The organism is Chryseobacterium gallinarum (assembly GCF_001021975.1).
Lineage (GTDB): Bacteria > Bacteroidota > Bacteroidia > Flavobacteriales > Weeksellaceae > Chryseobacterium > Chryseobacterium gallinarum.
Map to the genome: position 1 here is coordinate 3,810,282 of NZ_CP009928.1, position 19,679 is coordinate 3,829,960.

At 36.9% G+C, this 19,679-nt stretch carries 20 protein-coding genes; 12 read left to right on the forward strand and 8 right to left on the reverse strand.

Features of this window, described 5'->3' with window-relative positions; translation table 11 throughout:
* Window position 1 precedes the first annotated feature (1 nt).
* The 6 genes from OK18_RS16870 to OK18_RS16895 all read right to left on the reverse strand — a co-directional run bounded on the left by OK18_RS16870 (window position 2) and on the right by OK18_RS16895 (window position 5,276).
* On the reverse strand, window positions 2-2,869 hold the full coding sequence (locus OK18_RS16870; RefSeq protein WP_053328768.1) for a heavy metal translocating P-type ATPase: 2,868 nt from the start codon (window positions 2,867-2,869) through the stop codon (window positions 2-4).
* A 192-nt stretch (window positions 2,870-3,061) separates the two neighbouring features.
* Complete coding sequence (locus OK18_RS16875) at window positions 3,062-3,622, reverse strand: helix-turn-helix domain-containing protein (RefSeq protein WP_053328769.1); 561 nt, start codon at window positions 3,620-3,622, stop codon at window positions 3,062-3,064.
* Window positions 3,619-4,014 (reverse strand): acyl-CoA thioesterase, encoded by a 396-nt coding sequence (locus tag OK18_RS16880; RefSeq protein WP_050021109.1) that lies wholly within the window; start codon window positions 4,012-4,014, stop codon window positions 3,619-3,621. Before OK18_RS16880 ends, OK18_RS16875 begins: the two co-directional genes overlap by 4 nt.
* A 97-nt stretch (window positions 4,015-4,111) precedes the next feature.
* Complete coding sequence (locus OK18_RS16885; RefSeq protein WP_053328770.1) at window positions 4,112-4,525, reverse strand: DUF6157 family protein; 414 nt, start codon at window positions 4,523-4,525, stop codon at window positions 4,112-4,114.
* Between the two features lie 16 nt (window positions 4,526-4,541).
* Entirely contained in the window at window positions 4,542-4,745 is a 204-nt protein-coding gene (locus OK18_RS16890; protein WP_050021107.1) for a helix-turn-helix domain-containing protein, read from the reverse strand.
* A 3-nt stretch (window positions 4,746-4,748) separates the two neighbouring features.
* A complete protein-coding gene (locus OK18_RS16895; RefSeq protein ID WP_053328771.1) occupies window positions 4,749-5,276 on the reverse strand; it encodes a DUF2975 domain-containing protein in 528 nt (175 codons plus the stop codon).
* Window positions 5,277-5,526: 250 nt separating this feature from the next.
* Between OK18_RS16895 and OK18_RS16900 the strand changes: the two genes are divergently transcribed.
* Window positions 5,527-5,874, forward strand: coding sequence for an RNA recognition motif domain-containing protein (locus OK18_RS16900; protein WP_050021105.1), 348 nt, complete (start codon window positions 5,527-5,529; stop codon window positions 5,872-5,874).
* A 65-nt stretch (window positions 5,875-5,939) separates the two neighbouring features.
* Here OK18_RS16900 and OK18_RS16905 read toward each other — a convergent pair whose 3' ends face one another.
* Both OK18_RS16905 and OK18_RS16910 read right to left on the reverse strand, forming a co-directional pair.
* Window positions 5,940-6,422, reverse strand: a complete 483-nt coding sequence (locus OK18_RS16905; protein ID WP_050021104.1) for a BlaI/MecI/CopY family transcriptional regulator — start codon at window positions 6,420-6,422, stop codon at window positions 5,940-5,942.
* 8 nt (window positions 6,423-6,430) lie between these two features.
* Window positions 6,431-7,033, reverse strand: a complete 603-nt coding sequence (locus tag OK18_RS16910) for a phosphatase PAP2 family protein (protein WP_050021103.1) — start codon at window positions 7,031-7,033, stop codon at window positions 6,431-6,433.
* Window positions 7,034-7,541: 508 nt separating this feature from the next.
* Between OK18_RS16910 and pdhA the strand changes: the two genes are divergently transcribed.
* The 11 genes from pdhA (at window position 7,542) to OK18_RS16965 (ending at window position 19,670) form a co-directional block, all read left to right on the forward strand.
* Window positions 7,542-8,543 (forward strand): pyruvate dehydrogenase (acetyl-transferring) E1 component subunit alpha, encoded by a 1,002-nt coding sequence (gene pdhA, locus OK18_RS16915; protein WP_050021102.1) that lies wholly within the window; start codon window positions 7,542-7,544, stop codon window positions 8,541-8,543.
* Between the two features lie 85 nt (window positions 8,544-8,628).
* Window positions 8,629-10,236: a pyruvate dehydrogenase complex dihydrolipoamide acetyltransferase gene (locus tag OK18_RS16920; protein WP_053328772.1), complete on the forward strand. Its 1,608-nt coding sequence runs from the start codon at window positions 8,629-8,631 to the stop codon at window positions 10,234-10,236.
* A gap of 119 nt (window positions 10,237-10,355) precedes the next feature.
* Window positions 10,356-11,024 carry an ABC transporter ATP-binding protein gene (locus OK18_RS16925; protein WP_050021101.1) on the forward strand — a complete coding sequence of 223 codons (669 nt, stop codon included), beginning with the start codon at window positions 10,356-10,358 and terminating at the stop codon, window positions 11,022-11,024.
* Window positions 11,025-11,038: 14 nt separating this feature from the next.
* Entirely contained in the window at window positions 11,039-11,617 is a 579-nt protein-coding gene (locus tag OK18_RS16930) for a murein L,D-transpeptidase catalytic domain-containing protein (RefSeq protein WP_053328773.1), read from the forward strand.
* 35 nt (window positions 11,618-11,652) lie between these two features.
* A complete protein-coding gene (gene radC / locus OK18_RS16935; protein WP_050021099.1) occupies window positions 11,653-12,330 on the forward strand; it encodes a RadC family protein in 678 nt (225 codons plus the stop codon).
* Complete coding sequence (locus OK18_RS16940; protein ID WP_053328774.1) at window positions 12,327-13,238, forward strand: hypothetical protein; 912 nt, start codon at window positions 12,327-12,329, stop codon at window positions 13,236-13,238. The genes radC and OK18_RS16940 overlap by 4 nt, the downstream gene beginning before the upstream one ends.
* A 106-nt stretch (window positions 13,239-13,344) precedes the next feature.
* Window positions 13,345-14,241 (forward strand): phytanoyl-CoA dioxygenase family protein, encoded by an 897-nt coding sequence (locus OK18_RS16945; protein WP_228377639.1) that lies wholly within the window; start codon window positions 13,345-13,347, stop codon window positions 14,239-14,241.
* A 103-nt stretch (window positions 14,242-14,344) separates the two neighbouring features.
* Complete coding sequence (locus OK18_RS16950; RefSeq protein WP_050021096.1) at window positions 14,345-15,520, forward strand: hypothetical protein; 1,176 nt, start codon at window positions 14,345-14,347, stop codon at window positions 15,518-15,520.
* A gap of 24 nt (window positions 15,521-15,544) precedes the next feature.
* The gene (locus OK18_RS16955; RefSeq protein WP_050021095.1) at window positions 15,545-16,057 is read left to right on the forward strand and encodes a DUF7935 family protein; all 513 of its coding nucleotides are present in this window, start codon (window positions 15,545-15,547) and stop codon (window positions 16,055-16,057) included.
* A 17-nt stretch (window positions 16,058-16,074) separates the two neighbouring features.
* Window positions 16,075-16,686, forward strand: coding sequence for an inorganic pyrophosphatase (locus OK18_RS16960; RefSeq protein WP_053328775.1), 612 nt, complete (start codon window positions 16,075-16,077; stop codon window positions 16,684-16,686).
* A gap of 248 nt (window positions 16,687-16,934) precedes the next feature.
* A complete protein-coding gene (locus OK18_RS16965) occupies window positions 16,935-19,670 on the forward strand; it encodes a sodium-translocating pyrophosphatase (RefSeq protein WP_053328776.1) in 2,736 nt (911 codons plus the stop codon).
* The last annotated feature ends 9 nt before the right edge of the window (window positions 19,671-19,679 follow it).

Consider the following 19,679-nt stretch of genomic DNA (forward strand, 5'->3'; position numbering starts at 1 on the left):
TTTATTTTATATCCAGATTTACAGAGTTTAATCTCAATGAATTCAGAATCACGGATAACGAACTGACGCTCATTGCAGCTGCAGCAATCATAGGTGACAACAGAATCCCGAAAAATGGATACAATAATCCTGCCGCAACAGGAATTCCCAGTACATTATAAATAAAAGCAAAGAACAGGTTTTCTTTGATATTTCTGAGAAGCTTTTCACTTAACAGCTTTGCTTTTGCTACTCCTAAGATATCACCTTTCAGCAAAGTGATTTCAGCACTTTCAATGGCAACATCAGTGCCGGTTCCCATGGCAATTCCTATATCTGATTGGGCAAGGGCAGGGGAGTCATTGATTCCGTCACCGGTCATGGCTACAATTTTGCCCTGTTGCTGTAGTTTTTTTACCTCATTCAGCTTATCTTCCGGAAGACAGTTTGCTTTAAAGTGTTTGATGCCTAATGCACTGGCTACAGCTTTTGCAGTATGTTCGTTATCCCCGGTCATCATTATAATATCAATTCCTTCACTCATTAATCTTTCAACTGCTTTTTTAGAGCTTTCTTTAATTTTGTCTGTAAAGCTGATAAATCCAAGTACACTTTTATCCCAGGCAATATAGGAGATCGTATGGGCTTTGGACTGCACTTCTACAGCTTTTTGTCTTAAAACATCAGGAATCCGGATTTGATGGGAGGTCAATAAACTTTCATTGCCCAGATAGGCGGTTTTCCCGTTAATATTTCCTTTTACCCCTTTTCCGGAGATATTTTCAAACCGGTCTACCTTTTCAGCAGAAATATTCTCATCCTTTGCTCTTTTGATCACTGCATTTGATAAAGGATGTTCTGAATTCTGATTTAATGAATAGGCCAGTTTCAGAATCTGATTCCTATCTTCGCTGTTTATGGTTTCTATATGTTCTAAAGACGGCTTCCCTTCCGTTAAAGTGCCTGTTTTATCGGTAATTAAAACATTTACTTTATTCATTTGTTCAAGAGCTTCTGCATTTTTGATCAGGATACCGTTTTTAGCACCTTTACCGATACCCACCATTAAAGACATCGGAGTTGCAAGCCCGAGGGCACATGGACATGCTACAATTAAAACGGCAACAGCATTCACGAAAGCAAATAAGCTTCTTTTTCCTTCCGGACCAAAGAATTGCCATGATACAAAAGTAAGTACTGCAATGAGGATTACTACAGGTACAAATACTTTTGATACCTTGTCGGTTAATTTTTGAATAGGAGCCTTACTCCGGCTGGCTTCGTTGACCATTCTGATGATTTGTGAAAGAAGCGTCTCGTCACCCACCTTTTCAGCCTTCATAATAAATACCTGATTACCGTTGATGGTTCCGGAAGAAACTTTATCATCGATCGTTTTTTCAACCGGCACAGGCTCTCCCGTAATCATACTTTCGTCTACTACTGAGCTTCCCTCTACTATTTTTCCGTCCACCGGAATTTTTTCACCCGGCTTCACCTTAAGAAGATCTCCGATTTTGACCTGGGAGAGTAAAACCCTTTTTTCTTCGCCGTTAACCACAAGATTTGCTTCATCCGGTGAAAGATTCATCAGTTCTTTAATAGCATTTCCGGTTTTTTTATGAGCAGCAGCTTCCATTAATTGTCCTAAAATGACAAGCGTCAGAATCACACAGACTGCCTCAAAATATAAAGGGATCTCATGGTTGTGCCCGCGTATTTCATGCGGAATGATACCCGGGAAAATCAAAGCTACAATGCTGAATATAAATGCAGCCGCAACCCCCAGCGCAATAAGGCTGAACATATTAAGGTTCCATGTTTTAAAAGAAGTCCAGCCTCTTTTCAACAGAAACCAGCCGGAATAAAACATCACAGGAAGGGTCAATGCCAGCTCAATAAACCCCTGAATCTGATGGGAAAAAGGAAAATTAATAAACATTCCACCCATCGAAAGAATAAAAACAGGAATGGTAAAGGCTAATGAGATCATAAATTTCCTTTTCAGGATATTGTATGTTTCATCGTCTTCGTCTTCACCGCTATCCGGCATTCTTACCAGGTCCATGCCACAGATAGGGCAGCTTCCCGGTTCGTCACGAATGATTTCCGGATGCATAGGACAAGTATATTTTGCTGTTTTCTTTTCAGGGTATTTCACCAGATCCATACCACAAACAGGACAACCGACATTGGAATCATAGGTTTTGTCGCCTTCACAATACATCGGACAGTAATACTTGCCTGCCATTTCATCCGTTACTTTCGGTGCCTCGTGATTATGATGAGTATGCGAATGTGAATGTGAATGTGAATGTGAATGGTTGTGATGATGTGGGGGATTGTTTTTTATCAGATCTTCAGTAATTTCTTCTAAATGCATATGGCAAACGGGACAATCACCTTTTTCATCATAGATTTTATCTCCTTCACAAAACATTGGACAGTAATATTTTCCAATACTGTTTTTGAAGTTTTCAGGAAGATGGGCAGATGAATAAGCGGGTTTATGACCAGGATCTTTTGCCAGCTTTTCTTCGACAGGAACCAGATACATATTACAAACGGGGCATCTTTCCCCTTGTTTGAAGTATACTTTATCCCCTTCACACTCCATCGGGCAATAATAAACAGAAGATGGCGATACGCGGTCCTGTGGTTTTACAAAAGTCGTTTCCGGGCTTTTGGGATCTTCAAGCCTGTATTTTCCTATTTCTGATAATGCATTATTCAATGTTGAAAGCTCTACTGCATGATCAGAAGTGATCGTTGCAGTGTTAGTTTCCAGATTGACATCGGCTTTAACCCCGTGAACACTGTTGAGTTTTTGTGAAATTTTTTTCTGGCACCCTGAACAGGTCATTCCAAGTATATTATACTGTCGTTCCATGATTCTTAAATTTATAATACAAATTTCTGAAATGAAATTCTAAGCCTGTTATAAATTTAAGGATAATAGTTATAGAATTTGGGTTGGAAGAGTATTAGAGTAGCAATACAATAGCTGATGAACTACTTGCTGTGGTTCAATGTATTCTATTTGCAACTCTTGATTTCCATGGTAAAACAATATCTGGTTCAATTAAAGATTATCAAGGGGTTTCCTGTGATGGTCTTTTAATTTTTTAAACTCAGTAGGGGTAAAGCCTGTCACATTGCGGAATTGTGAAGATAAATGCTGGACACTTTTGTATCCTAATTTTCCGGCGATTTCAGTAAGATTGAACTCATTATACAAAAGAAGTTCTTTTACCTTTTCTATTTTTTGAAGAATAAAAAATTGTTCCAGAGTAATATTTTCATTCTGGGAAAAAGTTTTTGAAAGAGTACTGTAATCTTTGTGAAGTTTTGAGCTTAGAAATTCTGAAAGAAGGAAATCTTCATCAATATCCAGCTCACTGATTTTTAAGATAATCAGGTTTTTAATTTTTTCAATAAGCTGGCGGGCAGAATCCATAATTCTTTCGAAGCCGGTATCTGATAAGTTTTTTTCTACAAGCTTCATTTTTTCCTCGGAAACTTCGGATTCAGTGTCAACTTCACCTAATATAACGGATTTTGTTTTAATTCCGGCATTATTAAAAATATTTTCAACTGCAGCAATACATCTGTTACAGACCATATTCTTTATGAAGATCTTCATATTCCACTGTTTAACCTGTCTTTTACGAATTCTATCTTTGTTTTACCATGAGGAGCCGGATTTCCATCGCTGTCAAGGTTGACCATAACAATTTTATCCACCGTAATGATTGTTTGATGGGTCATTTTATTTCGGACATCACACCTTAACGTAATAGAAGTAGAACCAAAATGAGTGGCCTCAATCCCGATTTCAATGATATCTCCCTGTTTGGCTGAACTTACAAAATTGATTTCAGAAATGAATTTCGTTACTACTTTTGTGTTCTCCAGCTGTATAATGGCGTATAAAGCTGCTTCTTCATCGATCCATTGTAAAAGTCTTCCTCCAAAAAGAGAATGATTGGGGTTTAGGTCTTCCGGTTTTACCCATTTTCTGGTATGGTAGTTCATATGTCTTAATAATTGTAGTACAAATTTAGTGTTAAAAGCTGATGTGGTCAAAAAGAATACTATTTAATGATCTGAAGACAGCTATTCATTTTCTCAATCATTTTCTTTTGGAACGCATTGCTTTTGTTTTTTTAACGGAATTGTCGTTCAGAAACTGCTGGTACTCTTTACTTTCTACAGGAAATAAAGCCACCTTTCCTTCTGAATTATGATGAAACCCGAATCCGTACCTTTTTGCTAAAGGAGAGGAGCGGAGACACGCCTGGCCTTTTGAAAAGAATTTTTCTCTTTCTTTCTGTTTTTCATTTTCTGAGATATCATTTTTTATAGCGTAACATCCGAATATAATATCATCAGAGGAATATACATAAGGATTCCTGCTGATTTTTTCATATTGAAGATTGGCCAGCGTTTTTTCTTTCTTTTCCGGAGGAACTTGTGCCTGTGAAACAGGACAGTCTTCCGCAACTTCGATGAATGTATTGACGTAATTGGTGGTATGTAGTTTCATAAGATTGAATTGTGTATTATTCTTTATATTCTAAGAGGTCTCCCGGCTGACAATCCAAAGCTTTACAGATTGCCTCAAGAGTGCTGAAGCGAATAGCTTTTGCCTTGCCTGTCTTTAAAATGGAAAGATTGGAAAGAGTAAGGTCTACTTTTTCTGAAAGCTCATTCAGTGACATTTTTCTTTTGGCCATAATGACGTCCAGATTTACGATAATCGGCATGGTTTATATTGTTAATTCGTTTTCAGATTGTATTTCTATCCCTCTCTTAAATACCTTGGCAATGATAAAAATGATCACTCCAAAGAATAAGTAATCTGCTCCGGACCCTATAAAATCATAAATAGTATTGGGCTGGATTTCACTGGGAAAATTTTCAGCATAGGATTCAGCTATTAATGACAGGAAGCCAATGGCAAATACGGAATAACTGATTTTAGTAAGCAGGCGCACCAACCCTTCATTAAAAGGTGCTTCCAGGTTTAATTTCTTAAAAATAGCCATCACCAGGAATACCAGATAGGCTTTATATCCTGCCAAAAATATAATAAAAGCCATCATCCCTTTGTACGAATTGATATTATATTGATACAGTTTGTATAAATTCAAGCCTTCATATATATTTTTTGCCCCTTCCGGATTGACGATGGTCATCATAAAGGAAAAGGTGAGTGCCCCTGCTTTGATACATGATCCGATAAAAATGATCCAGCTCATGATATTTAATACGGATAAGATTTTTTGTGTTTTCATATTAATTGTATTTTAATTTGAAAACAAATATCAATAAAAATTTATTGAAAAACAATCAATTTTTACTTTTTAACAGTCAATGCAATAATTTGGATTCAACATAATGTGAGAAATAACTAAAAAATGCTTTGATTTGAAAATTTTAATTGTATCTTGCATACGTTTATATTTGGAATCAATATTTGTTCATTAATTTATGTTGTTTTTCTTTTATATACCAAATTTTTATTAATTTTTTAATTTTTTTAAAATGAACATTTTTGTTTCAAACATCAATTACGCAACTAAAGAGTATGAGTTGCACGATCTATTCGCAGAATTTGGAGATGTATCATCTGCTAAAATCGTAACAGACAGAGAGACTGGTCGTTCTAGAGGTTTCGGTTTCATAGAAATGGGTGATGAAGAAGGAAAACAAGCTATTGAATCTCTTAACCAAAAAGAATTCAACGGAAAAACTCTAAACGTATCTGAAGCTAAGCCAAGAGAAGAAAAACCAAGAAGAAGCTTCGATAACAACAGAAGTGGAGGTTATGGAAACAACAATAGAGGTGGTGGTTACGGTAACAACCGTGGCGGCGGCGGAAATCGTTGGTAAAATATTAAAGCGGCTTTTAAGCCGCTTTTTTTATAAGTAAATAAGACATTCTTTTTAAAGGTAAACTAGTCTTTTTTCTTCTTTTTCTTTTTTTCTTTGTCCTTATCTTTTCCTTTCTTTTTTTCTTTTTTAGGATTCAGAATTTCTTCAGCATATTCAAACGTTGGCGCTTCATTTTTTACCGGTTTTATTTCAATTTTAAGATCAAAATAACCTTTAAGATCATCCTGGGTGATTAGCTTTTCGCTTAATAAAAGCTCAAGAACTTCTTTTCCCGAATCATTAAAAAAGTGATGTGAAAGTTCTTTAAGCAAAAATCTTTTGTATTCTTCAATAGGAACCAATACACTGTACTTAAAAATTCTTCCTTCCTTTGTGGTGGAAAGATATCCTTTCTCCACCAATATTTTAAGGTAGGTGGATACCGTATTCTGATGGGGTTTAGGCTCAGGGTGTTGCTCCATGATATCCTTTAAATAAAAGGAATTCAGCTTCCAAAACAGCTTCATAAAGTTTTCCTCAGCGGCAGTAAGATGATTTATTTTCATAGAATTTCTTAATGTTGAAATTGAATATTGCAATAAAGATAAATAAAAGATACCAGAAATGCTATTCCGGCCCCCATAAATACTTCTTTTATCGTATGCCTTTTTAAGATAATCCGGGTAATGCCCACTAAAACCGCTATTCCCAGCCACAGGAGACCTATTCTCCAGTCTAAAGTAAAAAATAAGGCTGCTACAAATATATTGAAAGCCGTATGCATTGAACTTTTAATAAACAGGTTGCTGATCTGAAGGACAAAAAGAAGCAGTAAAATAAACAGCATTACCAGATCAAGGTAGCCATTTCTGATATAATTAAAAATAAGGTAAGTAATGACACAGGCTGCAATGAATATATATAAGGTCTTTCTCTGTACCCGGTTGGAAACATCCATATTGGTATATCTTCCCGTTTTTACATTCCATACCAGCCAGATAATAACCGGGACAATAACCATCAGTAATATAGGAAGAAAATAAAGTAAGGAATCTTTAAAGCTATATTCTTTGATGCTCATATATATAAAGAAGATAAACAGGGAAATCAAAGGATTGAAAAAATCTGAGATGATTTTTGAAACGCTGTGCAGTAATGAAGACTGATTTTCTTCCATGGTAAAATTTAAAAACCAAATATAAGATTATAACCCCAGAAAACAAATGAAAGCGGGTTGACCAGCTCATAAATAAAAAGCTTTTTTATGTAGTCAATCTATTGTCATGACAGTAATTTTGTTAATGAAGCTGAAAATTATAAGGCGGGATTTACAGGTTTTACTCCTGAAAAAAAGGTATCTGAATTACCAAAAGTATGTTAACAATAATTAAAGAATGAAATAAGTAAGGATATAAAATTTAATAGTTTTTAGACAGGTCTTGCTGACTTGTGATTTCAGGAAAGCTACCTATACAGGCGGATTCTTTATATATAGCAGGAAGAAAATAACAGGAAGAATATTGCTTTATAAGGTCTTCAGGGGGTCGAAAATTAAGAATAATCCATTCGGCCTGCAAGTAGATTTCACAGAAAAAATGAAAAGTTACTTATGCATACAATAAAAACAAAGTTTTTTTCATAATTTTGCTCAACTATTTTCATCATAAAAAAGCAAGAGCTAACACATGAAAGAATTTTCTAAAGAGGTATACCTGAAGTGGTATGAAGATATGACAATGTGGAGAAGGTTTGAAGACAAATGCCGTTCTCTTTATCTAAAACAAAAGATCAGAGGATTTTTACATTTGTATAATGGCCAGGAAGCAATTCCTGCCGGATTCACACATGCAATGGATTTAACAAAAGACAGTATGATTACTGCCTACAGATGCCACATCCATCCAATGGCGATGGGGGTAGATCCTAAGAGAATTATGGCAGAACTTTGTGGTAAGGCTACAGGAACGTCCGGAGGTATGGGTGGTTCTATGCACATTTTCAGCAAAGAGCACCGTTTCTATGGAGGACACGGAATCGTAGGAGGACAGATTCCTTTGGGAGCCGGTATAGCCTTCGCTGATAAGTATTTTGACAGAAAAGCTGTAAACATCTGTTTCTTCGGAGATGGTGCCGCAAGACAAGGTTCATTACATGAAACATTCAACATGGCGATGAACTGGAAACTACCTGTGGTATTTGTGGTTGAGAACAACCAATATGCAATGGGAACTTCTGTAAAAAGAACGGCCAACCATGAAGATATCTATAAATTAGGATTAGGATATGAAATGCCTTGCCTTGCTGTAGATGCAATGGATCCTGAAAAAGTAGCGGAAGCTGCCTATGAAGCTATTGAAAGAGCAAGAAGAGGAGACGGACCTACATTCATTGAGGCGAGAACATACCGTTATAGAGGACACTCTATGTCTGATGCAGAGCCTTACAGATCTAAAGAAGAAGTCGCTGTTCATAAAAATGATGACCCGATAGAACTGGTAAAACACAGAATCTTGGAAAACGGATGGGCAACAGAACAGGAACTGGAAGCTATAGATAATAAATCAAGAGACTTTGTGGATGAATGCGTTGAGTTTATGGAAAACTCTCCATACCCTGAAGCAGAAAAAATCTATGAGTATGTGTATGCTCAGGAAGATTATCCATTCTTAGATAAACTAGAAAATTAATAAATTAAAATTAATTTGAAATTTGAAATTTGAAAATTCCGAAAATCTCAAATCTCGAATCTCGAATCTCAAATCAATATAGATTATGGCAGAAGTAATTACGATGCCCCGCCTTTCAGATACTATGACGGAAGGTAAAGTGGCAAAATGGCATAAAAAAGTAGGTGATAAAGTAAAAGAAGGAGATATTTTAGCAGAAATTGAAACTGATAAGGCAGTTCAGGATTTTGAATCTGAAGTAGAAGGAACCCTTTTATACGTAGGTGTAGAAGAAGGTGGTGCTGCTGCTGTAGATTCTGTATTGGCAATTATCGGTAATGAAGGAGAAGATATCTCAGGATTAACAGGTGGGGCAGCTGCTCCGGCTGCAGCTTCTGAAGAAAAAAAATCTGAAGAACAACCTAAAACAGAAGCTCCGGCTACGGAATCTGCTACAGCAGAAGTACCGGCAGGAGTAGAAGTTATTACCATGCCAAGACTTTCTGATACAATGACAGAAGGTAAAGTAGCAAAATGGCACAAAAATGTAGGCGATACCGTAAAAGAAGGTGATCTTCTTGCTGAAATCGAAACAGATAAAGCTGTTCAGGATTTTGAATCCGAATTCAACGGGGTATTATTGAAGCAAGGTGTAGAAGAAGGAGGTGCTGCTCCGGTAGATGCTGTATTGGCGATTATCGGCCCTGAAGGAACAGATGTATCCGCTGTAGGAGCTCCAAAAGCTGCTTCCCAGGCTTCAGAAAAACCGGCAGAACAAAAAGCAGAAGCCAAAACAGAAGAAAAAGCTGCTCCGGCTGCCAACACTTCATCTTCTGACAGAATAGCCATCTCTCCGCTGGCAAAAAAAATGGCTCAGGACAAAGGTGTTGATATCAACAGTGTTCAGGGATCAGGAGAAAACGGAAGAATCGTTAAAAAAGATATTGAAAATTACCAGCCTTCTCAAGCGAAACCAGCTGCATCGGCTCCGGCTGCAAGTGCTGCTGCCCAGGTTGCGGTAAACTTTGTTCAGGGGGAAGATACAGAAACTCCAAACTCACAGGTAAGAAACATCATCGCAAAACGTCTTGCAGAAAGTAAGTTCTCTGCGCCTCACTATTATCTGATGGTGGAAATCAATATGGATAAAGCCATTGAAGCCAGAAAAGAAATCAATGCTTTACCGGATACTAAAATTTCTTTCAACGATATGATTATTAAAGCTACTGCAATTGCTTTAAGAAAACACCCGCAGGTAAATTCAAGCTGGGCAGGTGACAAAATCATTCACAGAGGAAATATCAATATTGGTGTAGCTGTAGCAATTCCTGACGGATTAGTAGTTCCTGTATTGAAAAATACAGATCAGATGAGCTATACTCAGATTTCTGCTGCAGTGAAAGATATGGCTTCAAGAGCTAAAAATAAAGGCCTTAAAGCAAATGAAATGGAAGGCTCTACATTCTCTATTTCCAACCTGGGAATGTTTGGAATAGAAACTTTCACAAGTATCATTAACCAGCCTAACTCTGCGATCCTTTCGGTAGGAGCAATCATCGAAAAACCAATCGTTAAAAACGGGCAGATTGTAGTAGGGAACACAATGAAACTTTCATTAGCATGTGACCATAGAGTAGTAGATGGTGCTACCGGTGCTGAATTCTTACAAACATTAAGAACCTATTTAGAAAATCCATTAACTTTATTACTGTAATTTTCTAAAATCAAATAAAAAAACCTTCCATTCCGGGAGGTTTTTCTATTTTTATCCTAATCCTGCTGATTTTATAACAATTTGTTGTAAAATCAACATTATGTTACTATTTTTGAATCATGATTAAAGCAAGAAATATCCATAAGTCTTATGGGAATTTAGAAGTACTGAAAGGAGTAGACATCCATATTAAAATCGGAGAGGTTGTTTCTATTGTAGGAGAATCGGGGGCAGGAAAATCTACGTTGTTGCAGATTTTAGGAACGCTGGATCATCCTACCAACTCCTCTAAATACAATACTGAAATTGCCATAGCAGGAGAATCTTTCATTAATATGAATGATAAGCAGCTTTCTAAGTTCAGGAATCACAATATTGGGTTTGTATTTCAGTTCCACCAGCTTCTTCCCGAATTTACGGCGTTGGAAAACGTATTGCTTCCTACGAGAATAGGAGGAGCTAATGAAAAAGAAGCTCTGGAAAAAGCCTATGCTTTATTTGAAGACCTGAAGATAGAGCAGCGGTTGCATCATAAACCCAATCAGCTTTCTGGAGGAGAAGCCCAAAGGGTAGCTGTTGCCAGGGCTTTGATCAATTCCCCGAAAATAATTTTTGCTGATGAACCTACGGGAAACCTGGATTCAAAAAATGCGGATGATCTTCACAAGCTGTTTTTTGATTTAAGAGATAAATACAATCAGACTTTTGTGATTGTAACCCATAATCCCAATCTTGCAGAAATTACAGACCGTAAGCTGGTGATGAAAGACGGGATGATCATAGAATAGAGAATACACACCGGATGATAAAGAATTTTATTTTTCTTTTTTTGCTTATACTTTCCTGTTCAAAAGCTGAATCCCAGCAGTTGGATGCATTGGAAATACCCCAATCAAAAATATCGGAAATTAAAAGTTTTCTTCAGGGAAAAGAATACAACCAGGAACTGGTGGTTTTCATTAATTTCAGACTTCATTCCGGGAAATACCGATACTTTATTTATGATCTGAAAAACAATAGAATTCTCCAAAAGGCAGTAGTTTCCCATGGCTCAGGATCTGTTATTCCACATTCGGATATTTTACAATTCGGCAATGTGGAGGGCTCCTACCGGTCTTCTTTAGGGAAATATGAGATTCGCGAGAGCTATATGGGGAAATTTGGAAAAGCCTATCGTTTACAAGGATTAGACAGCACAAATAGCAATGCAATGGAAAGAGCGATTGTTCTTCACTCTTACGGATGTGTTCCCGATGAAGAATCCAATCGTCCTTCATGTTTAAGTTTAGGTTGTCCGATGCTTTCTAAAAAGGCATTTGATAAGACAGCACAATATATAGACCAATCAAAACGGCCGATGATTTTATACGCATTTTATTAATTCATTATCTTATTATTCACTATTAATCCATTCCCATGCCTATAAAAATTCTTGCCAAAGATGACAGACCCAGAGAAAAGTTTTTGCAGAAAGGCAAAAATTCGCTTTCTGATTCTGAATTACTGGCTATTATTATGGGAAGCGGAAATAAGGAGGAAACAGCAGTAGAGCTGGCAAGAAAGATTTTAAACTCTGTAGGTAATAACTGGAACCAGCTGAGCCTGCTTTCAACCAAGGATTTGATGAAGTTTAAAGGCATTGGAGAAGCAAAAGCAATTTCAATCACTGCAGCGCTGGAAATTGGAAAAAGAAGGGCAAGACAGGAAATTCCTGTAAAAGCGAATATAAGCAATAGTCAGGACGCGTATGTACTTCTTAAAAATCAATTGTCAGATTTAAGAACTGAAGAGTTTTGGGCTATTTTCCTGAATAATAACAATAAGGTCATCCATATTTCGCAGCTTACCCAGGGCGGAATAAGCCAATCCGTAGTTGATGTGAGAGTTCTGTTCAAGACCGCACTGGATCATCTTTCAACAGGGATCATCATTGCCCATAACCATCCCTCCGGAAGTTTAAAACCGAGCAGGGAAGATCTCAGTATCACACAAAAAATAAAAGAAGCAGGAAAAATATTAAGTATCCAGCTTCTGGATCATATTATTGTTACGCAGAACTCATATTTTAGTTTCTCAGACGAAGGATTGTTATGATTAGAAGACTGAAATACCATGAAATTGATTTTTTGAAATATTCTCAATGCTTGGAAAATGCTGAGCAGAAAAAATATTCTGCCACAAAGGATTTCCTGGACATTACAGCGAAAAAGCAGTGGGAAATTTTGGTGTATAAAGATTATGAAGCAGTAATGCCTGTGCCTTTTGTCAGAAAATTTGGGATTAAAATTGTTCATAACCCTAAACTTTGCCAGCAATTGGGGGTTTTTTCCGCTCAGGATGATATGGAGCTTAATGAAGCTTTTTTACATTATCTTGAAACCCATTATCTGATAAGAGCCTATCCCTTTAATGATGTGAATAAGCTCCGGACAAAAATGAGATTAAAGAAGAACTTTCTGATCTATCCTGAGGTTTATGAAAAAGTTTATGCAAAATATTCTCCAAAAAGAAAAAGAAAACTCAGGCTTGATGATGAAGTGGTAAAAAACGCTGAAATAAAGCAACTTACTTACGATGAAGCAAAGAACTTTATAGAGTCCAATATGATTGGTTTGAGTAAAGAAAGCGATCTGCCTGGATTTATGGACATTTTTAAAGCTTGTTATCAGCTGAATTACCTGAAATTTACAGCTTTTTTTTATCATCATCAGATTATTAATATGATTGCTACCTATTCGGATTGTGGGATGGTAGCTCTTTTGGGTACCTTTAATGATAAAGACTATGTAAAATTATCAGGAGCATCAGTTTTGATTGATCATATTATAAAAGAGATAATTGAAACTCATATTTTTGATTTTGAAGGAGGTGATATTCCGAACATCGAAGAGTTTTTCAGGGGATTCAGGCCGGAATTGAGACCTTATGGAATCATTGAAAATTCTAAAAAAAATCTATTTAAAAAATTAGGGATTCTTCTTTTGAAAGGAAGGTTCCTTTAATATGATAAAAAACAATTTGGTTCTAATTAAGTATTATTCCATACCTTTATAACATCCATATTCAATCATCATGTTTCAGCAAATCCGTAATTATAAAATATCATATATGTTATATAACTTCTTCAAAAAAAGCAAGTTAAAACATAATATACCATTATATAAAAAATATGGAATCAATAAAAGTTATTTTTCAAGTATTTCAAGTAAAGATTTTGCTCATCTGCCTGCCTCTGAAAGAAAGATAGATAATGACAGGCTCACTGAAACCTCTTTTTTTAAAAAACTACCGGAGGAAAGTAAGGCAAGTGCCCTTCAATATGATAAAAACGGGTTTATGGTGATCAGAAATTTTTTAAGCCCGGAAACCGCAGACAGTATCAATATTGAAATTGATAAACTAATGCAAGACGGTACCTTACAATTTCGTTACGGAGGGAAGCTGATGTTTGCCATTCATCATTCCGAAATCATCAGGAATATTGGAAATGATAAAGAATTTTTAGAATTTCTGTCTGTTTTACTGGATGGTAAAGCCAAACTTTTCCAAAGTATAAACTTTATTAATGGAAGCCAGCAAAAAACGCATTCTGATAGTATTCATATGACCACCTATCCATTGGGGGGCCTGTTGGGAGCCTGGATTGCACTCGAAGATGTAGATGAGACCAATGGTGCATTACATTATATTCCGGGCAGCCACAAATTGCCTTATTTCCTGAACTCTGACTATGATAACGAAGGTACAGCCTTCAAAATCGGCAAAAAGAGCTATAAAGCCTATGAAGAGTTCCTTGAAAATAAAGTGAAAGAACTTGGGTTGAAAAAAGAGATTTTCAGGGCCCAAAAAGGAGACTTGCTGATCTGGCATGCTAATATTCTGCACGGCGGGGAGCCTCATACGGATAAAAATAAAACCCGTAAAAGTCTGGTGTACCACTTCTTTGATGAGAACAGTGTATGCTATCATGAAGTAACGCAAAGACCTGCGTTATTTGAACTTTAACCACCCTTATCAGATTAATATCACATTATTTCCAAAAGCTTTTATAGAAGAAATACTATCAAAAGAATAGTTTTTTTACATTTGCAGTCTTATCAAAAGGTTTATGAATAAAAGGGAAACTATTCTTATTTTTATTTTTTCGATCTATGTATGCTGTATGTCATACTTCCTGTACACCCATCAATATTATAATGTTGATATGGAGGCTTACATGGGGTTGATTTATAAAGCAGAATACCCTGACATGAAAATCGAAGAGATTCATCAGAAGGTTTATAAGGAACTGGAAGGTAAAAACCCAAATATCTTCGGAGATATTCCGTTTGTTCCTGAAGAAGAAGAGGTAGCAAAAGGTGAAAACAGCTATTACAGGACCTTGTCACAAAACCCTAAAGCCTATGAAGAAGAATTACAGCTTTTTGTGGTAAAACCTTTTTATAATTTTATCAACTGGGCATTCTTTAAAATAGGGTTTAAAGCATCCACTTCTACCTTTTTAATTTCCATTGTTTCATATGCTTTGATACTCATACTGATTGTATGTTTTTTAATTAAAATTTTAAAAAATTATACGCTTGCCATTATCATTACTTTCTTATTCTCCTTGTTCAAACCTCTTTTAGAGGCGAGCAGGCATGCCTCTGCAGATTCTTTATCATGCCTTTTATTACTTCTTAGCCTTTATGCATTTACGGTTAAAAAGAATCTGTTCTCGGCCACGATCTGGGGAATGCTATGCGTCCTGACCAGACCGGAATATTTTATTTTTTACTCATTTTTGTATGCTCTTATTTTCATATACAGAAAATGCCTTCAGGTTAAAACAACAACCTGGCTGATATCCTATAGCTATATATTACTTTCCTTCTTTTTAATACAGTATTTCAATCAGGTTTCCTGGTCTACGTTATTTATGAACCAGTTTACAAAAGTTCAACTTTATCCGGTATCCCAACCTGATCCATTCGACTTTTCAGCTTACATACATTTTATCAAAAGCAAAATTTTATTTGAATTCAACTCTTCCTATTTTCCTCTTTTATTGCTGTTTATCATCATTGTTTTGGCCAATGATTTTTCCATCCGTAATAAAAAGAACCAGGTACAGGCTTTATTCTTTGCTGCGATTTATGGGGCTGTTTTTTTACGCTTTTTAATTTTTCCACTGTTGGTGAACAGAATGATGATAGGCTTTTACCTTTTAATCATACTGTCTGTAATCTATATTCAAAACTCTAAAGTGGATATCTTTAAAAAGTCTTTACAACACGGAAAATAATTAGTAATTTTGCAACCTAAATTTATGGCCAGTTTTTCAGAATATCTACCGTATGCTTTTGCATTGATTATTGCAATTCCTTTTTTGGTGTTGCTCAGACAATTTGTACATTCCTACATCAGTCTTAAAAATCAGGAAATCAAACTGCTTACCGTAAAATCTAATTCCGGAAACAAGGTTCACTCTTATGAAAGGATGACTCTTTTTCTTGAAAGAATAAAACCTTCCAACCTTATTCAGAAATTTGATAAAGAATTGGCTGTTCATGAATTTATTTTCCTTACTGAGAAAACGATTAATGAAGAATTTGAATACAATTCATCCCAGCAGCTTTATCTCACCAAAAATGCCTGGAAGAATATAGTGGATTCCAAAAATGCCGTGATAGAACTACTTCATACTACCTATGCAGGACTGAAGGGAAATTCAGATCTGAATGAGTTTAAAACCATTTTTATCATGAATTATATGGAAGGTAACGATTATATTGCCGAAACAATAGAAGATTTAAGAAAAGAAATTTTAATAATAACTTAAAAAATAACAGATAAATAATGATTCCAAATTTTAAAGCACATCCATGGCACGGAATTTCTGCAGGAGAAGATGCGCCAAATGTTGTAAATGTATTTGTGGAAATTGTTCCTTCAGATACGATTAAATATGAAGTAGATAAAGAAACAGGATATTTAAAAGTAGACAGACCTCAGAAATTCTCAAATATCATCCCGGCTTTATATGGTTTTGTTCCAAGAACATATTGTCATAATGAAGTGATGAAACTTGCTGTAGAAGCAGGGGCTGATGATGTAACGATGGGAGATCATGATCCGCTTGATATCTGTGTTTTAAGTTCTCACAATATTCACGCCGGAGGATTATTAATGGAAGCTATTCCAATCGGAGGGTTTAAGATGATTGATGGAGGTGAAGCGGATGATAAGATAGTTGCGGTAATGATCAATGACCATGCATTCGGGCATTTCAGAGATATTTCCGAATTGCCGGAAGCAGAAGTAAGAAGGTTAATGCATTACTTCCTGACCTATAAAAATTTACCGGATGAGCCTGCAAAATGTAGAATTCATGAAGTATATGGAGCGGAACATGCAAGAAAAGTAATTAAGGCTTCTCAAAAAGATTATGCTGAAAAATTCGGAGGATAGTGAATATACTCTGATATTAAAATACAAAGGGATAAGCAGTTTTGTTTATCCCTTTTTTTGAAAATAATTAAAAACCCCGGATGATTCCCGAATATTTTAGGCCGTACATTCTTCCTGTATTCTTTGGCAGCTACACGTTTTCATTTCCGGTATTTATAAAATCAGGCTATAAATCATCATATTTTTTAATGCTTTGGTGGTAATTATTTATTATATTTAATTTTCTATTACCAAAAAAATATTAAACTATGGATCTATTTGTGTTAGTGCCAATTTTTGGTGTCGTAGCTTTGCTCTATACATTTTTTCAGAGTAACTGGGTCAATAAGCAGAATGCAGGAAATGAAAAAATGAAAACAATCAGCGGTCATATCGCGGATGGTGCAATGGCTTTTCTAAAAGCCGAATACAAAATTTTAACCTACTTTGTGATTGTGGTAGCCATTTTACTGGCTGTCATGGGATCAAGCAACGCTCATTCTCATTGGAGCATAGGGATAGCCTTTGTTGTAGGAGCTATATTTTCTGCTTTGGCAGGTTTTATAGGAATGAAGATTGCTACCAAAGCCAATGTAAGAACAGCGGAAGCGGCAAGAACTTCACTTTCCAAAGCCCTTAAAGTATCTTTTACAGGAGGTTCTGTGATGGGAATGGGTGTAGCCGGGCTGGCAGTTTTAGGATTAGGCGCATTGTTTCTGATCATTAAGCAGATCTTTGCTCCCGAAGCGGCTGTAGACTCCTTTGAAATGGAAAGGACAATTGAAATTCTTACCGGATTTTCTTTAGGAGCCGAATCTATTGCGCTTTTTGCAAGAGTTGGAGGAGGGATTTATACAAAAGCAGCAGATGTAGGAGCCGACCTGGTAGGAAAGGTAGAGGCCGGAATTCCGGAAGACGATCCACGGAATCCTGCTACCATTGCAGATAACGTAGGAGACAATGTAGGAGATGTTGCAGGAATGGGAGCCGACCTTTTCGGGTCCTATGTGGCAACGGTACTCGCAACCATGGTTTTGGGGAGAGAAACTGTTTCCGATGATGCATTTGGCGGTTTTGCCCCGATTCTTTTACCCATGCTTATTGCCGGTACAGGAATTATTTTTTCAATTATAGGAACTTTATTTGTAAGAATCAATGATAATGAGGGCTCTTCCACTTCCAGCGTACAAAATGCCCTGAACCTTGGGAATTGGGGAAGTATTGTCATTACTGCAATAGCTTCTTACTTCCTGGTAACTTACATTCTCCCTGAGCAGATGACCCTTAGAGGACATGAGTTTACTAAAATGGGAGTTTTTGGAGCGATCATGGTTGGCTTGGTTGTCGGAACCTTAATGAGTATTATTACAGAATATTATACAGCTATGGGTAAACGGCCTGTTTCTAGCATTGTGAGACAGTCGTCAACAGGCCATGCTACCAATATTATCGGGGGCCTTTCTGTAGGGATGGAATCTACATTACTTCCCATTATTGTGCTGGCAGGCGGAATTTACGGATCCTACCTTTGTGCCGGTTTATACGGTGTAGCCATTGCTGCGGCCGGTATGATGGCGACTACAGCAATGCAATTGGCCATTGATGCCTTTGGGCCCATCGCAGATAATGCAGGAGGAATTGCTGAAATGAGCGAGCTTCCTAAAGAAGTACGTGAGAAAACCGATATTCTGGATGCCGTAGGAAATACCACTGCGGCTACAGGCAAAGGATTTGCTATTGCTTCAGCTGCTTTAACGGCGTTGGCACTATTTGCTGCGTTTGTAGGCATAGCAGGAATAGATGGAATTGATATCTACAGGGCAGATGTTTTGGCCGGGCTTTTTGTAGGCGGTATGATTCCGTTTATCTTTTCTTCCCTGGCAATTACAGCGGTAGGACAGGCAGCAATGGCTATGGTGGAAGAAGTAAGAAGACAATTCCGGGAAATCCCTGGAATACTGGAAGGAAAAGCCCAGCCTGAATATGAAAAATGTGTGGCCATTTCTACCGATGCCTCCATCAGAAAAATGATGTTACCCGGAGCAATTGCCATTATATCACCATTACTGATCGGATTTATTTTTGGTCCTGAAGTATTGGGAGGTTTTCTGGCAGGGGCTACAGTGAGTGGTGTCCTGATGGGAATGTTTCAGAATAATGCCGGAGGTGCCTGGGATAATGCCAAAAAATCTTTTGAGAAAGGGGTTGATATCAACGGGCAGACCTATTACAAAGGCTCTGAACCTCATAAAGCATCTGTAACAGGAGATACGGTAGGGGATCCGTTTAAAGATACTTCAGGACCTTCCATGAATATCCTGATCAAATTAATGTCTATTGTATCATTGGTTATTGCCCCTACATTAGCCGTTTTACATAAAGACAAAATCGAAGCTAACAGAAAAGCAAAACTGGAAAGTTTAGCACAGGCTTCAGATATGAATCTTTCTGCAGTAAGTGGCGGTCCTCAAACCGTTTCTTCAGGTCCAAAAGAAATTAAAGGCCACCTGAATGAAAGCGGGGATTTTGTATATGAAACAGGAAATATTCAGAAGGTAAAATTAAATGATGGAAAAACCATTGCAATAGGAGAGGAAAGCCAGATGTATCAGTTGTATACTGCAGTAAAGAAAAAGGATAAAACAGCTTTGGATCCCAATACATGGTATACCATTGAAAATCTTTATTTTGAAACAGGATCCAGTGACCTGAAGCCGGGATATGAGTTGACACTGAATAACCTGGCTGAGATTATTAATGCTTATCCTGATCTTAAAATAAAGCTGGGAGGGTATACGGATAATTCAGGAAATGAAGAGAGTAACCAGCAATTATCCAATTTAAGAGCACAGACTGCCAAACTGAAGTTATTGGAACTAGGAGTGCCGGCTGACAGGATTGAAGCTGAAGGATACGGTTCACAGCACCCGGTTTGCGAGGCCAATGATACCGATGAATGCAAGGCCAAAAATAGAAGAATTGATGTAAGGATATTAGCTCTTTAAATCAATTAA